The 11,823-nt window shown below is 66.8% G+C and carries 15 protein-coding genes; 11 read left to right on the top strand and 4 right to left on the bottom strand.

From position 1 onward, the window contains the following. Positions 1-12 precede the first annotated feature (12 nt). A complete protein-coding gene (locus tag ACWJIO_RS09355; RefSeq protein ID WP_480313038.1) occupies positions 13-1,743 on the top strand; it encodes a patatin-like phospholipase family protein in 1,731 nt (576 codons plus the stop codon). Between the two features lie 3 nt (positions 1,744-1,746). On the opposite strand, the gene ACWJIO_RS09350 is transcribed toward ACWJIO_RS09355, so the two are convergent. From ACWJIO_RS09350 to grxC, 3 genes are all read right to left on the bottom strand, one after another. Next, positions 1,747-2,442, bottom strand: a complete 696-nt coding sequence (locus ACWJIO_RS09350) for a Coq4 family protein (protein WP_480313037.1) — start codon at positions 2,440-2,442, stop codon at positions 1,747-1,749. 66 nt (positions 2,443-2,508) lie between these two features. Next, on the bottom strand, positions 2,509-3,510 hold the full coding sequence (gshB, locus tag ACWJIO_RS09345; RefSeq protein ID WP_480313177.1) for a glutathione synthase: 1,002 nt from the start codon (positions 3,508-3,510) through the stop codon (positions 2,509-2,511). 8 nt (positions 3,511-3,518) lie between these two features. Then, the gene (gene grxC, locus ACWJIO_RS09340; RefSeq protein WP_186698303.1) at positions 3,519-3,779 is read right to left on the bottom strand and encodes a glutaredoxin 3; all 261 of its coding nucleotides are present in this window, start codon (positions 3,777-3,779) and stop codon (positions 3,519-3,521) included. Positions 3,780-3,863: 84 nt separating this feature from the next. Here grxC and prfB point away from each other — a divergent pair. From prfB to ACWJIO_RS09310, 6 genes are all read left to right on the top strand, one after another. Then, a protein-coding gene (gene prfB, locus ACWJIO_RS09335) for a peptide chain release factor 2 (RefSeq protein ID WP_480313036.1) occupies positions 3,864-4,998 on the top strand; the annotation gives its coding sequence in 2 pieces (ribosomal slippage) (positions 3,864-3,938 and positions 3,940-4,998; 1,134 coding nt in all). Then, positions 4,991-5,161 (top strand): DUF3285 domain-containing protein, encoded by a 171-nt coding sequence (locus ACWJIO_RS09330; protein ID WP_480313034.1) that lies wholly within the window; start codon positions 4,991-4,993, stop codon positions 5,159-5,161. Before prfB ends, ACWJIO_RS09330 begins: the two co-directional genes overlap by 8 nt. A gap of 3 nt (positions 5,162-5,164) precedes the next feature. After that, the gene (ybeY, locus tag ACWJIO_RS09325; protein ID WP_480313175.1) at positions 5,165-5,734 is read left to right on the top strand and encodes an rRNA maturation RNase YbeY; all 570 of its coding nucleotides are present in this window, start codon (positions 5,165-5,167) and stop codon (positions 5,732-5,734) included. A gap of 68 nt (positions 5,735-5,802) precedes the next feature. Next, positions 5,803-6,231, top strand: a complete 429-nt coding sequence (locus ACWJIO_RS09320) for a diacylglycerol kinase family protein (protein WP_186700045.1) — start codon at positions 5,803-5,805, stop codon at positions 6,229-6,231. A 41-nt stretch (positions 6,232-6,272) separates the two neighbouring features. Next, entirely contained in the window at positions 6,273-6,866 is a 594-nt protein-coding gene (locus ACWJIO_RS09315) for an anthranilate synthase component II (RefSeq protein WP_480313033.1), read from the top strand. A gap of 64 nt (positions 6,867-6,930) precedes the next feature. Continuing rightward, positions 6,931-7,695, top strand: a complete 765-nt coding sequence (locus ACWJIO_RS09310; RefSeq protein WP_480313032.1) for an MBL fold metallo-hydrolase — start codon at positions 6,931-6,933, stop codon at positions 7,693-7,695. A gap of 33 nt (positions 7,696-7,728) precedes the next feature. Here the strand turns inward: ACWJIO_RS09310 and ACWJIO_RS09305 are convergent, their stop codons facing one another. After that, the gene (locus tag ACWJIO_RS09305) at positions 7,729-8,865 is read right to left on the bottom strand and encodes a pyridoxal phosphate-dependent aminotransferase (RefSeq protein WP_480313031.1); all 1,137 of its coding nucleotides are present in this window, start codon (positions 8,863-8,865) and stop codon (positions 7,729-7,731) included. A 61-nt stretch (positions 8,866-8,926) separates the two neighbouring features. Between ACWJIO_RS09305 and ACWJIO_RS09300 the strand changes: the two genes are divergently transcribed. The 4 genes from ACWJIO_RS09300 (at position 8,927) to ACWJIO_RS09285 (ending at position 11,822) form a co-directional block, all read left to right on the top strand. After that, the gene (locus tag ACWJIO_RS09300) at positions 8,927-9,898 is read left to right on the top strand and encodes an integron integrase (protein ID WP_480313030.1); all 972 of its coding nucleotides are present in this window, start codon (positions 8,927-8,929) and stop codon (positions 9,896-9,898) included. A 191-nt stretch (positions 9,899-10,089) separates the two neighbouring features. After that, on the top strand, positions 10,090-10,500 hold the full coding sequence (locus tag ACWJIO_RS09295) for a GFA family protein (protein WP_480313028.1): 411 nt from the start codon (positions 10,090-10,092) through the stop codon (positions 10,498-10,500). A 136-nt stretch (positions 10,501-10,636) separates the two neighbouring features. Next, positions 10,637-10,846: a tautomerase family protein gene (locus ACWJIO_RS09290; protein WP_480313027.1), complete on the top strand. Its 210-nt coding sequence runs from the start codon at positions 10,637-10,639 to the stop codon at positions 10,844-10,846. Positions 10,847-11,201: 355 nt separating this feature from the next. Continuing rightward, on the top strand, positions 11,202-11,822 hold the full coding sequence (locus tag ACWJIO_RS09285) for a hypothetical protein (RefSeq protein WP_480313026.1): 621 nt from the start codon (positions 11,202-11,204) through the stop codon (positions 11,820-11,822). Position 11,823: the final 1 nt, after the last annotated feature.

Genomic DNA, 11,823 nt, shown 5'->3' with positions numbered 1-11,823 from the left:
CGATACCCCTCCATGACACAAACGCTTCATGCCCTGCTGGCCAGGGCCCTCGCCGGCTCAGGGGTGCTGGCGGGCCTCGATCCCAGCCGCATCACCGCCCTGGGCCCCAGCCAGATGGCCCTTGAGGAGGGAGAGCTCCTGTTCCGGCAGGGCGATCCCGGCGACCACGCCTATCTGGTGCTCACGGGGGTGGTGGGGCTGCACACCGGGCCGCCGGGCCAGCCGGAGGGCTTCTTCCGCAAGGTGGTGCCCGGGGAGCTGGTGGGGGACTACGGCCCCCTCAGCGGGGAGCCCCGCTCCGCCTCGGCCCTGGCCCTCACGGCGGTTGAGGTGCTGCAGTTCGACGGCGACCAGCTCAAACAGCTGCTGGAGTGCGAGCCCGGGGTGCCATCCCGCTTCATCACGGCCCTGGCCGAGGCGGCCTCCGTGGGTCGCGACCCCGGCCGCTTGCCGCTGCAGACGATCGTGATCCACGACGCCTGCCCCGGCTCGCCCCTGACCACGGCGGTGCGGCGCCTGCTGCCGGAGCAGCTGCAGCGGCTCAGCCAGGGCCTCAACGGCCTGGACGACCTCAGCATCAGCGCAGCCTCCGAAGCTGACGACGACCCCGAAGCCGGCCTGCACGCCCGGCTGGTGGAGGCCACCCGCACCGGCCGTCCCGAGGTGATCGTCAGCGACGATCCAGCCGCCCTCAGCCGCCGCAACCGGCTGCTGGTGGATCGGCTGCTGATCCTCAGCGAGGGGGAGGCCAGCAGCATCCGTCTGCCCCAGGCCGAAGCTGGCGAGGCCCTGCTGGTCAGGCTCTGGCCAGCCGAGGAGCAGAACCCCCGCTCGCGGGACTGGGCCACGGCCCAGCCCTTCGCCCAGGTGCTGAACCTCAAGCCCGAGCGCCCCGATCACCTGGAGCGGCTGGCCCGGGCCACCCTGCGGCGCCAGCGGGTGCTCGTGCTCGGCGGCGGCGGCGCCAGGGGCTTCGCCCACGTGGGCGCGCTGGCGGCCATGGAAGAGCTGGGCCTGCGCGACTTCGACATGGTGATGGGCGTGAGCATCGGCGCGCTGGTGGCCTCGCTGGTGGCCTTTGATCTGCCCGCCAGCGAAATCCTCAGCAATCTGGAGCGGGTGATCATCAAGGCGCGGCCCTACTCCTTCACCGTGCCGCGGGGCTCCCTGTTCACCCTGCGCAACTCCCGGCTGGAACTGGACCGCTTCTTCGGCACGGCCCGGCTGCAGGACAGCTGGCTGCCGCTGCGCACCTTCTCCACCAACCTCGCCACCAACCAGCTGCAGGGCTGGGGCAGCGGCGACATCGCCACGGCGGTGATCGCCAGCATGTCGGTGCCGGGGATCTTTCCCCCCGTCGCAGACGGGCAGGGCCAGCTGAACGTGGATGGCGGCATCCTCAACAACCTGCCGGTGGCCGAGGCTCGCCGGCGCAGCAATGGCCGCGTCGTGGCCCTGTCGCTCGATCCCGATCCGGAACTCAGCGCTGAAGCTGGGGCCGGCAGCGCGGCAGCGCGCGGCAGCGAGCGCCAGCCCCCCTCCCTGGGGCGCACGATCATCGACGCGATGATGTGCGGCTCCCACGCCACCACCCGGGCCCAGGAGCGGCTCGCCGATGTGATCCTGCGACCCGATATCGGCAGCTTTCCCTTCCTCGACTGGAAGCGTTACCAGGAGATCCACACGGTGGGCTACGAAGAGGCCAGCCGGCAGCTCCAGGCTGGCTGGCCGGAGAGCGGCTGAGGGCTAGGGCTGCGGCGGCAGGCCTGCCACCTGGGGCAGCACCGGCGCTTCCGGCAGGCCCACGGCCTGGCGCCAGCCGGCCAGGGGCCGCGTCCAGTCGCGTTCCCAGCGCTGGGCCAGCAGCGGCTGGGCCTTGTAGCCCAGCTGGTAGCCGTGGCCGATGCCCCCCAGCACCGCGCCCATCTGTTCCGGGTCCTTGAGCAGATAGCGCAGCAGGCCACCGCAGGTGATCACCGCCGCCATGGGCCGCCAGGTCTGGGCCAGTTCAAACGCCTTGAGGGCGATCTCACCAATGCGGTCGGTGCCGATGCCGCTCACCACATGCCAGATGTCGTGGCTCTGACGCATGCGCATCAGGATCCAGTCGAGGTCGCTGTTCACCGCCACCTTGCGGTAGTAGTCGGGATCGAAGCCGTGGTCCTGGAGGTGGCGGGCCAGCGCATGGCCGAGGCTCTCGGGGGGCATGGCGGCCAGCTCCTCCACGTTGAGGGGCTGGGCCAGGTAGCGCTCCTGCATCAGCTCCTCCACCCCTGGCAGGGAGCGCACCCGCGCCTCGAAGCTGTCCATGGCACCGCTGCGCTTGAGGCCGTCCTCGATGTCGAAGACGGATTCGGTTCCCTCGGGGTTGCGGATCATGCCCACCACGCCGCTGAGGGTGCGCAGGTAATTGATCTGGTGGCGGTGCCGGAACTCGGCCATGGCGTAGCCCCTGAGAACACAGTGCTGGCGGGCGGGCCCGGGGGCCAGCCGACCAGCTGCAAGGTATCAAGGCCGGCTGAGTCGGGCCACGGTGAGGTCGGCGAGGGGCACCCCGCCGAGGCGCTCCACCTCGCGGATGCCGGTGGGGCTGGTCACGTTGATCTCGCTGAGGCGGCCGTCGATCACATCGATGCCCACGAAGAACAGCCCCTCGGCCCGCAGGGCCGGAGCCAGCTCGGCGCAGATGCGGCGCTCCTGGTCGGTGAGTTCGGTGGCCTGGGGCGCTCCCCCCACGGCGAGGTTGCTGCGGAATTCACCACCGCTCGGCACCCGGTTCACGGCCCCGAGCGGCTCGCCATCCACCAGCAGGATGCGCTTGTCGCCCGCCTTCACCCCCGGCAGGAAGGCCTGCACCATCACCGGCAGCTGTTCCTGGCCCGTCACCAGCTCCAGCAGGGCCCGCAGGCCGGGGCTGGAGGCCGAGGCGAACACCACCCCCTGGCCGGCCCGGCCGCCCAGGGGCTTGAGCACCACCTCGGCGTGCTCGGCGGTGAAGGCCGCCAGGGCCTCCACCCGGCTGGCCACCAGGGTGGGAGCCATCAGGTGGCTCCAGCGCAGGGCACTGAGCTTTTCGTTCCAGGCCCGCAGGGCGGCGGGCCGGTTGATCACCGCCACCCCCTGGCGCTCCGCCAGATCGAGCAGGTGGGTGGCATAGAGGTAGGCCTCGTCCACCGGCGGGTCCTTGCGCATCCACACGTGGGCAAAGGCCGTGAGCGGCAGCAGCTGGGGCTCCCCCAGGCGATACCAGGGCTCCGGCACGATCCAGCCCTCGGGCCCCAGCGCCATCGGCTCCAGGGCGATGGGCCAGGCCCGCACCCAGGCCTGATGGCCTGCAGGGGCGGCGGGGTCAGCGCAGCGGGCCGAGAGGTCGGCCGGGGTGGCCACCCACACGGGCCGGCCGGCCCGCTGGGCCGCCTGCATCAGGGCGGCGGTGGAGTCCTTGGCGGGGTTGAGGCGACCGATCGGATCGATCACGAACAGCTGGGCGCCCTCCTGCTGGAACGGCATCGCCACCGTCAGGAGGCCAGCAGGGCGTCGAGCCTGCCGCTGCGTTCGAGGGCGTGCAGGTCGTCGCAGCCGCCCACGTGTGCGCCGTTGATGAAGGTCTGGGGCACGCTGCGGCGGCCGCCGCTGAGTTCGGCCATGGCCGCACGGGCCCGCTCATCGCCGTCGATGGCGAATTCGGTGTAGGCCACACCCTTGCGATCGAGCAGGGCCTTGGCCCGCACGCAGAAGGGGCAGGCCCGCCACGTGTAGATCTCGACGGTGGGGGCCATGGGCACTCGCGGCTTGATGAAGGAATCCTAAAAGCGGCCCCAGCCCCTCGCTGGTACGGTCGATTCACCGACCGACCGTGCCCGGTGCTCGATCTCACCGACTTCAAACGCGACCTCTCCGAGCTCACTGACCGCCTGGGCAACGCCCAGGACTGTCTTTGACGTTCCTGCCCTGAACGCCCGGCAACAGGACCTCGAGCAGCTCGCCTCCCAGCCGGAGTTCTGGAACGACCAGCAGGAGGCGCAGAAGCAGATGCGCCAGCTCGACGACGTGAAGGCCCAGCTGCAGCAGCTGCAGCGCTGGCAGACCGCCGTGGGCGACGCCGAAGCCACCCTGGAGCTCTACGAGCTGGAGCCCGACGCCGAGCTGCTGGAGGAGGCCCATGGCGGCCTGGGCCAGCTGCGCAGCGAACTGGATCGCTGGGAGCTGGAGCGGCTGCTCTCCGGCCCCTACGACAAGGAGGGGGCCGTGCTCACCATCAACGCCGGCGCCGGCGGCACCGACGCCCAGGACTGGACCCAGCTGCTGCTGCGCATGTACACCCGCTGGGCGGAAGACCACGGCATGAAGGTGAGCGTCGATGAGCTCAGCGAGGGGGAGGAAGCAGGCATCAAGAGCTGCACGATCGAGATCGAGGGCCGCTACGCCTACGGCTACCTGCGCAACGAGAAGGGCACCCACCGGCTGGTGCGCATCTCCCCCTTCAACGCCAACGACAAGCGCCAGACCAGCTTCGCGGGGGTGGAGGTGATGCCCAAGCTCGATCAGGAGGTGAAGCTCGACATCCCCGACAAGGACCTGGAGATCACCACGTCACGCTCCGGTGGTGCCGGTGGCCAGAATGTGAACAAGGTGGAAACGGCGGTGCGCATCCTGCACATCCCCACCGGCCTGTTCGTGCGCTGCACCCAGGAGCGCTCCCAGCTCCAGAACAAGGAGAAGGCGATGGCGCTGCTGATGGCCAAGCTGCTGGTGATCGCCCAGGAACAACGGGCCTCGGAAATCGCCGACATCCGCGGCGACATCGTGGAGGCCGCCTGGGGCAACCAGATCCGCAACTACGTGTTCCATCCATACCAGATGGTGAAAGACCTGCGCACCCAGCACGAAACCACCGATGTGCAGGGAGTGATGGACGGCGACCTCGACCCCTTCATCCAGAGCCTGCTGCACGCCGGCGTGGCCGGGGTCGCCGCCGAGGGCGAAACCGATGGCTGAGCCCAGCCCGGACGCCAACCCCAGCTTCGTGAAGCTGGCGATGCGCAACATGGTGCGCAAGGGGCGCCAGAGCCTGCTGCATTTCGGGCTCACCGCCGTTGGCCTGATGGCGTTTCTGGTGCTGGTGGCCTGGCTGGGCCGGCCCCAGCTGCCCGGGGGCTGAGCCATCGAGCTCGATCTCGCCTTTGACGCCTCGGCCACCGGTGCCGCTGAGCTGGCCGATCCCGAAGCTGGCGCAGCGCTGTGGCAACAGCAGCTGGAGCACTGGCTGGCCCTGCTGCAGCCTGAGCTGCCCGCCGCCCTGCAGGCTCCGGCCTACAGCCTGGGGCTGAGCCTGGTGACCGATGCGGCCATCGCCGCCCTCAACCAGGACTGGCGCGCCCTCAGCGGCCCCACTGACGTGCTCGCCTTCGCCGCCCAGGATCCAGACCTGGACGGCCTGCCGGCTCAGCCGGCCCTGCCGGCCGACCCCGACGGGGCAGCGGTCGCCCTGGAGCTGGGCGACATCGTGATCTCCCTGGACACGGCCGAGCGCCAGGCCCCGGAGCACGGCCACAGCCTGGAGCGCGAACTGCTGTTCCTGGCCAGCCACGGCCTGCTGCACCTGCTGGGCTGGGACCATCCCGACGATGAGGCCCTGGCGGCGATGCTGGCCCGGCAGGAGGCCCTGCTGAGCGCCTGCGGGCCCCAGCGGCGGCGAGTCGCTGGCGTAGCCGGCAGGCCTGTTCAGAGCTGAGAACGGCGGTAAGGTGCGGCACAGTCATGACCAGTCCTCGCCCAGTACCCGAACCCCGTCCCCGGCTGATGGAGGCGCCCCCGCCAGTGTCACGCAGGAAGGTGCCCAAGCGGATCGGAGCCTGGCGGGTGGCCGGCGATCTGCCCTCGAGCTTTCGCTACGCCGCCCAGGGCCTGGCCTACGGCCTGCGCAGCCAGCGCAACTTCCGCATCCATACGGCCACCGGCGCGGTGGTGTTCGGCCTGGGGTTGTGGCTGCAGCTCAGCGCCGACCGCATGGCCCTGCTGGTGCTCACGGTGGCGGCCGTGCTGGTGCTGGAGCTGCTCAACACCGCCACTGAGGCCGTGGTGGACCTGGCCATCGGCCGCCAGTTCCACCCCCTGGCCCGGGTGGCGAAGGACTGCGCCGCCGCCGCCGTGCTGGTGGCGGCCATGGCGTCACTGGTGATCGCAGCCCTGCTGCTGGTGCCGCCGATGCTGAGCCGCTTCGGCCTCTGAAGCCGGCTCGGCCTTTGAATGGGCCGAGGCCCCGAGCGTTCATGCTTCTCGTTCTCGACAACTACGACAGCTTCACCTTCAACCTGGTGCAGTACCTGGGCGAGCTGGCGGCCGACCATCCCCTCGCCGCCGAGGTGCGGGTGGAGCGCAACGACGCCCTGAGCCTGGAGCAGATCCGTGCCCTGCAACCGGCGGCGATCCTGATCTCGCCTGGGCCGGGGGATCCGGATCAGTCGGGCGTGTGCCTGGAGGTGCTGCGGGAGCTCAGCCCCACGGTGCCCACCCTGGGGGTGTGCCTGGGCCACCAGGCCCTGGCGCAGGTGTACGGCGGCCGGGTGGTGCGGGCCCGGGAGCTGATGCACGGCAAGACCTCGCCGGTGCTGCATGAGGGCGCCGGGGTGTTCGAGGGCCTGCCCAGGCCCCTCACGGCCACGCGCTATCACAGCCTGATCGCGGAGCGCGACTCGCTGCCCGACTGCCTGGAGATCACCGCCTGGCTGGAGGACGGCACGATCATGGGCCTGCGGCACCGCAGCCATCCCCACCTGCAGGGGGTGCAGTTCCACCCCGAGAGCGTGCTCACCCAGGGCGGCCACGCCCTGCTGGCCAACTTCCTCAACCAGGCGGCAGGCTGAACCCCGCCGGCCAGCCAGGCCTGGCAACGCTGCTAGTTTCGCGCCAGCAAAGCGGCCCGATCCGATGCTTAGCGCCACCCAGACCCGCCGGAGCCGGCCGCGGCCCAGCCGCAGCGGCAGCGCCCTGGTGGCCCTGGCCCTCGGCGCCGGCCTGGGGCTGAGCCCGGCGGCGGCCCTGGCCGGCAGCGGCGTGAGCATCACCAGCTACGGCCACAGCGCCCTGATGATCCGTGGCGGCGGCGCCAGCGTGCTGCTCAACCCGTTCAAGGCCGTGGCCTGTGCCGCCGGGCTGGCTGAGCCGCGGGTGAGTGCCACGGTGATCCTGGCCAGCAGCCGCCTGCTGGATGAGGGAGCGCCCGTGGCCAGCGGCAAGTTCCTGGTGGATCCGGGCTCCTACCGGGTGGGCAGCCTCAAGATCGAAGGCATCGGCGGCCCCCACGACCGGGTCGGTGGCCGCCGCTTCGGGCAGTCCACGCTGTGGCGCTGGCAGCAGGGGGGGCTCACCTTCGCCCACCTCGGCGGCACCGTGGCCCGCCTCAGCCCCGCAGACAAGGTGCTGCTGGGCCGCCCCGACGTGCTGATCATCGGCGTGGGTGGCGGCGCCAAGGTGTACGACGGCAGCGAGGCCGCCGAGGTGGTGCGCGAGCTGCAGCCGGCGGTGGTGATCCCGGTGCAGTACGTCTCCGGCTCAACGCCCGCCGACTGTGATCAGGGCAGCGTGGATGGCTTCCTGCAGGCCATGGGCGGCGTGCCGGTGAAGCGGCCGGGCCGCAGCCTCAACCTGCCTGGCAGCCTCAGCGGCGGACCGGTGATCCAGGTGATGCGCTGAAGCCGCACCGTTGCTCAGTGCACCAGTGCTGAGTCAGGCGGAGGTGATGGCCGTGTAGGCGGCCCAGAACTGCTGCATCTGGGCGGTGGTGCCGAGGCTCACCCGCAACGAGCCCCCGATCAGCGGCTTGCCCGCCATGGAGCGCACCAGGATGCCGGCCTCCCTCAGACGCCGCTCCACCTCCTCAGCCGGGCGCTCGGGCCAGAGCAGCAGGTAGTTGCCGCCGGCGGCGTGGTGGCGCACGCCCTGCTGCTGGAGCTGGCTCACGAGCCAGTGGCGGGCCCGCAGCACCTCGGCCACGTAGGCATCGGTGTAGGGCTGATCGGCCAGGGCCGCCAGGGCGGCCGTCACCGCAAAGCTGTTGATGTCGTAGGGGCCGGTGACGCGGCTGAGACGATCCACCACTGCCTCAGCACCGATCGCAAAGCCGATGCGCAGCCCGGCCAGGCCGGCCGTCTTGGCCAGGGAGCGCAGCACCAGCAGGTTGGGCGTGGCGGCGAAGTCGGCCGTGGGCAGCACGCTGTCGCCCGTGAAGGCCTCGTAGAGCTCATCCACCACCACCAGCGTGGCCGGCGCGGCGGCGGCCAGCTCCAGGATCCGCTCTGGCGCCAGCCGGGTGCCGGTGGGGTTGTTGGGGTTGCAGAGCAGCAGGATGCGCGGGCTGGGCTCGGCGAGCAGGGCCTGGCGGATGGCCTTGAGCGGGAAGGCGAAACCGGGCAGCTCATAGGGGATGGCGGTGATCGCCATGCCCTGCATCTGGGCGCAGGGGCTGTAGTAGCCGAAGGTGGGGCTGGTGGTGAGCAGCCGGTCGCCCCGGTTGCCGTAGGCGTGAAAGAGGGCATGGATCGCCGCATCCACCCCGTTGAACAGGCCGACCTGGGCCGGGGCGAGCGGCCTGGCCAGGCCTGAGGGGGAGGCGCTGAGATTGGCCACCACCGCCTCGCGCAGGCCGTCGTACTCGGGATAGATGGCGTAGTGATCGGCCGGGATGGCGCGCAGCGCCTCCACCACGCGGCGGCTGGGACCCACGGTGTTCTCATTGAAATCCAGCCGCAGCAGGCCGCGGCGGCCCTCCAGCGGGGCGCTGTAGGCCTGCAGGCTTTCCACCTCGGGCCGGGCCGGGGGGCCATCTGGCAGGCAAGGGATCAAGGAGCAGCCGGCGGGAACCATGGGCAGCGTAGAAAGCGGTCTGCGGCGTGGAAATACTGAAGAGGAAGCAGTATCAACCGTCATGCAGCCCAAGCCATCCCCTCCAGGGCTGATCCAGCGCTACCGGGAGGAACTGCAGGTGCGGCACTACGCCCGCCGGACAGTGAACACCTACGAACAATGGCTCAGGCGCTTTCTGCGGTTTCACCACCTGCGCCACCCCAGGGAGATGGGCAGCGACGAGGTGAATGCCTTCCTCAGCCATCTGGCTGTGCAACGGCAAGTTAGCGCCTCCACCCAGAACCAGGCTCTCGCGGCTCTGCTGTTTTTGTACCGGCAGCTGCTGGGTCGGGATCTGGAGCTTGAGGGGGTGGTGCGGGCGCGCAAGCGCCCACGGCTACCCGTGGTGCTGACTACGGATGAGGTACGTGCCGTGTTTCAAAGACTGACTGGCGTGGAGGCGCTGGTGGCTGGCCTGCTGTACGGCAGCGGGCTACGACTCATCGAAGCCCTGCGCCTGCGGGTGCACGATCTCGACTTCAGCCGACACGAGCTGATGGTGCGTGATGGCAAAGGGGGCAGGGATCGCCGCACCTTGCTGCCGGACCGCCTCGGAGCCCGGCTGAGGGGGCACCTTGCGGAGGTCAGACAGATCCATCGGCAGGATCTGGCCCAAGGGTGGGGGCGGGTCGTGTTGCCCCACGCCCTGGGCCGCAAGTATCCCAATGCCGGGGTGGAGTGGGGCTGGCAGTGGGTGTTTCCCCAGCATCAACGATGGTGCGACGCCTCAACTGGCGAGCAGGGGCGACATCATCTCGACCCCAGTCTGATCCAAAAGGCCGTACGCCGAGCCGTGCTCGCGGCTGGCCTCACCAAGCCAGCCACTTGCCACACCTTCCGCCACTCCTTCGCCACCCATCTGCTGGAACGGGGACAGGACATCCGAACGATCCAGGAACTCCTGGGACACAGTGACGTCAAGACCACGATGATCTACACCCATGTGCTGAACAGGGGAACGCTGGGGGTGAGCAGCCCTGTGGACCTTCTGTAGCCAACTGAACAGATGGTTAACGGGTCCGCATAAACTGCCGAAGGCTTGAGGTCTTTTACCCAGAAGTCAGTAATGGCCGCTACTCTCAGCCTTAGCAAGGGCCTGGCCATGTCCTTAGTCTGGTTAGTGTCCCACCAAGGAGGCGGTTACCGGACCCGCCCAATCAGCGTTAGGCGTTTAGGATGTCAGCCATGACAGAAGTCAATTTGAGCGGAAGCTGCCTGTGCGGAGAAGTGAGATATCTCATAGCGGCTGAGCTTGATGAATTCTACTTTTGTCATTGTCAACAATGTAGAAAGCTTTCCGGAACGGCGTTTGCTTCAAATATCCTGGCAAAACCCTCGCCGATTCTATGGCAATCCGGTTCGGAGCTTGTAAGACGCTTTGATTATCCCGGCGAACGATCGTTTACTCGGGCATTCTGTGTTAAGTGCGGATCGGCACTTCCCTTTCTAAACAAAACGATGTCGTCTCTGATCATCCCAGCGGGAGGGCTTGACAGCGATGTTTCAATGCTGCCAGACAAGAACATCTTTTGGGATGACAAGGCGCCTTGGCTTGGCGCTGGCACTGTGGCTCAACGATATGGTGGCTTTCCATGAAGATTCTAGTTCAATTAGAGCTTGCCAAATACAGTATCTGATTTGACTGATTCCGTACTCTTTTGTAAGCCGCCCTTGGCCTCGTAGGCTACAGTCACAAGCGCCGCTAGCTTGTAAACGTCGTATTTGAAAACCCATGCCCTATGTCAATGTGCAGATCACTAAGGGTGCCACGCGCGAGCAGAAGGCGCAACTAGTGAAAGATATTACGGATTCTCTTGTTGCGGTACTAGGCAAGAAACCCGAGCACACTCATGTCGTAATTCAGGAGATCGATGATGAAGACTGGGGCTTTTCAGGCTTACTTACTGACGAATGGAAGATAAGGACAGGACACAGCAGCTGACGCCTAACATCAAGATTCAGCGGACGGAGGCAAAGAATTTATTCTCCGGAGTGCCTTCCTCCCGCCGCTGATCTTGAGCGTTAGAGAGATGGGGTCGAAGCGGCTGCATCACAAAGCTGGTATGGTCCTGGTTTAGACTCATTATTGCCATGCAAATGCGTTTTCAGAAATGGGGAAACAGCCTCGGTGAGCGGATTCTGTGTGGTCTAGCTGAGTAACCTGGCCTCGTTGCTGGTTCTGAAGTGAGCCTGCCCGCTAAGGTCGGGGAGTATGTCGCCACTGGTGGGCCTTGTGTTGGAGTTGTTGGGATTACGACTATGTAGTAGGCTGTCAAGAAGTATGCCATGGGGTATCTGTGAGCAGCGATTTCCTGCCACCCTTGCCGCCACCTCCGCCAGCGCCGGGACAAGGTGCGACAAATTTCTCCACTCCAAGGGCAACCCCAGACAATGGTCCATTTGGTCTGCAGAAAGGATTAAGGAAAGAGGACATAGACGCCCAACTTGCAGAAGTTAAGCCCTGCATCTATCGAGCTGAAACGCTACCAAAGAAACACTCTGCCTTTGCATATTACTTCCTCCAAATATCACCAGTGCAGGGTTTGGCGTGGGTGAAATCTGTTGGCAATACAATTACCACCAATCCCTATGGAGTAGAATTAAGGAGCACTTTCAATGACATGAAAGGCAAGCTAGAAAAGATTTATGGGAAGTCTAAACTCATAGACTTCTTAATGTACGACAGCATCTGGAATAAACCCAGAGACTGGATGCAAGCAGTTAACAATGGAGAAAGAATACTTGCTGCTCAATGGGATAATAGTAATCAAAAGAGTCTTGCGTCCGATTTGGAGTCGATCTTCCTATGCGTGGCTGCGTCTAACAAATATAGTGGGTTTATCGCAATTGAGTATGCCTTTAATAATTACAGCGAGTCCAAGCAGGAGATTGCTATGCAGGAAGACGACGCCCTCTAGA

This window comes from Paraciimarium castrense LEGE 11436, from assembly GCF_056633055.1.
This window is presented reverse-complemented; position numbering and strand designations above follow the sequence as displayed.

Bases quoted from the DNA above. Each gene is read 5' to 3' on its own strand.
- ACWJIO_RS09355 (WP_480313038.1), top strand. From the start codon at position 13: ATGACACAAACGCTTCATGCCCTGCTGGCCAGGGCCCTCGCCGGCTCA.
- ACWJIO_RS09350 (WP_480313037.1), bottom strand. From the start codon at position 2,442: ATGGCCGAGTTCCGGCACCGCCACCAGATCAATTACCTGCGCACCCTC.
- gshB (WP_480313177.1), bottom strand. From the start codon at position 3,510: ATGCCGTTCCAGCAGGAGGGCGCCCAGCTGTTCGTGATCGATCCGATC.
- grxC (WP_186698303.1), bottom strand. From the start codon at position 3,779: ATGGCCCCCACCGTCGAGATCTACACGTGGCGGGCCTGCCCCTTCTGC.
- ACWJIO_RS09330 (WP_480313034.1), top strand. From the start codon at position 4,991: ATGGCTGAGCCCAGCCCGGACGCCAACCCCAGCTTCGTGAAGCTGGCG.
- ACWJIO_RS09320 (WP_186700045.1), top strand. From the start codon at position 5,803: ATGGAGGCGCCCCCGCCAGTGTCACGCAGGAAGGTGCCCAAGCGGATC.
- ACWJIO_RS09315 (WP_480313033.1), top strand. From the start codon at position 6,273: ATGCTTCTCGTTCTCGACAACTACGACAGCTTCACCTTCAACCTGGTG.
- ACWJIO_RS09310 (WP_480313032.1), top strand. From the start codon at position 6,931: ATGCTTAGCGCCACCCAGACCCGCCGGAGCCGGCCGCGGCCCAGCCGC.
- ACWJIO_RS09305 (WP_480313031.1), bottom strand. From the start codon at position 8,865: ATGGTTCCCGCCGGCTGCTCCTTGATCCCTTGCCTGCCAGATGGCCCC.
- ACWJIO_RS09300 (WP_480313030.1), top strand. From the start codon at position 8,927: ATGCAGCCCAAGCCATCCCCTCCAGGGCTGATCCAGCGCTACCGGGAG.
- ACWJIO_RS09295 (WP_480313028.1), top strand. From the start codon at position 10,090: ATGACAGAAGTCAATTTGAGCGGAAGCTGCCTGTGCGGAGAAGTGAGA.
- ACWJIO_RS09290 (WP_480313027.1), top strand. From the start codon at position 10,637: ATGCCCTATGTCAATGTGCAGATCACTAAGGGTGCCACGCGCGAGCAG.